Annotated in this window: 1 protein-coding gene; it reads left to right on the top strand. The window is 62.9% G+C overall.

The genetic code is table 11. The annotated features are described in order from the left end of the window. Positions 1 to 485: 485 nt before the first annotated feature. On the top strand, positions 486 to 1381 hold an 896-nt coding region (locus VQ044_RS25125; RefSeq protein WP_331827893.1), incomplete at its 3' end, for a CHASE3 domain-containing protein.

The following is a 1381-nucleotide window of genomic DNA, read 5'->3' as shown; positions in this document are numbered from 1 at the left end:
GGGGCCAGGCCGCGCAGCCACGCAACGCCGCCGCCAACCGGGCAAGGCCGGCCGCACCGTCGCGGGGCGTGCCGCAGATGAAGACCACCGGAACGGGCGGCGCCGCCCGTGCCCCCAAGGCCGAATCCGAAAGCTGGGAAGAGTTCTGAGCCGCATCCTTCTCGGGCCGCTGACCGGAGTACCACGACACACCACAATCAGAGCCGGCGGAGCCTCAACCCTCGCCGGCTTTGTCATATCCGCCGACGGGCAGAAGTGGAGCAGACGCGAGTGCGCACCGGTGGCTTTAATTCCGTCTCGAAAGAAGCCTTCAGCGACGAAACAATTTGGTAAGCATTTATAACGAATGTCTGCTCCGGAGAAGGATGGCCGCAAAAGCTGTGTCGATCGTGCCGCGAATTCCGCCGAGAGGTTCGGCGGTGTCGGGTTCCTGTCGCCAGCTGTTGTCGGCCACTCGATTATATCTTTGGGGGGAACTCATGCGATTGGCCAACATCAATATTTCCAGGAAGATCACCGCGGCCTTCGCCGTCATGGTGCTCGGAGCCGCGATTATGGGCTCGGCCATTTTCATATTTATGGAGAACGTCCAGAGCGCCGGCAAGGCCAAGGACGTCTATATGGCCGTCGAGGACACGGCGATGGAGGCGCGTTTCGCAGTCGCCCGCCAAGAGGGGTCGCTGCGCGGGTTCATGATCACGCGTGATCCGTATTTTGCCACACGGACGAAGGACCACTACCAGACCTTTTTGAAGCACGTGGCCGATCTTCGCGCGCGAGCCGGCGCGGAACCTGACATGTCCGGTCGTCTGATGGTGCTCGAGAAGGCCATGAGCGCGTGGCATACGGAAATCGCCGATCCGGTGATCGAGTTGGCCGCGAGCCCGGTGAGTTACCCGCGCGCGCTGGACCTCTTCAATTCCGGCAAGGCCGACGAGTTCATCGAGCCGGTGGAGGAGACCCTGGATGCGATCCGGGCTCGACAGGACGAGACGATCGCAGAGGCGACCGCAGTCGAGGTCAGTCGGAACAGCATGGTGAAATGGGCCGTAGTCCTCGGCATGGGGTTCCTCATCATTTCGGCGGCCGGGCTTGGCTGGCTCCTGTCTCGGGGAATCGCCACTCCGATTAACGCCATGACCGACGTGATGCGGCGGCTGGCGGACGGAGACAAGACCGTTGTGATCGCGGGCGTTGGCCGCAAGGATGAGATTGGGGCGATGGCCGCCGCGTTGGAGAGCTTCAAGCAGGCGGCGATTGAGCAGGAACGTCTTGAGAGCGAGGCGGAATCAGCGCGGATCGACCAGGAGCAGGCGAAGACCCGTCAGGCGGCGCTGGACAATGCCAAGGCCGAGGATCTGCGCGTCTTCGTCGGCGTGGT

Source organism: Aurantimonas sp. C2-5-R2, from assembly GCF_036549495.1.
Classification (GTDB): domain Bacteria; phylum Pseudomonadota; class Alphaproteobacteria; order Rhizobiales; family Rhizobiaceae; genus Aurantimonas; species Aurantimonas coralicida_A.
Note: the sequence above shows the minus strand (reverse complement) of the source record. Positions and strands in the feature narration are given on the sequence as shown.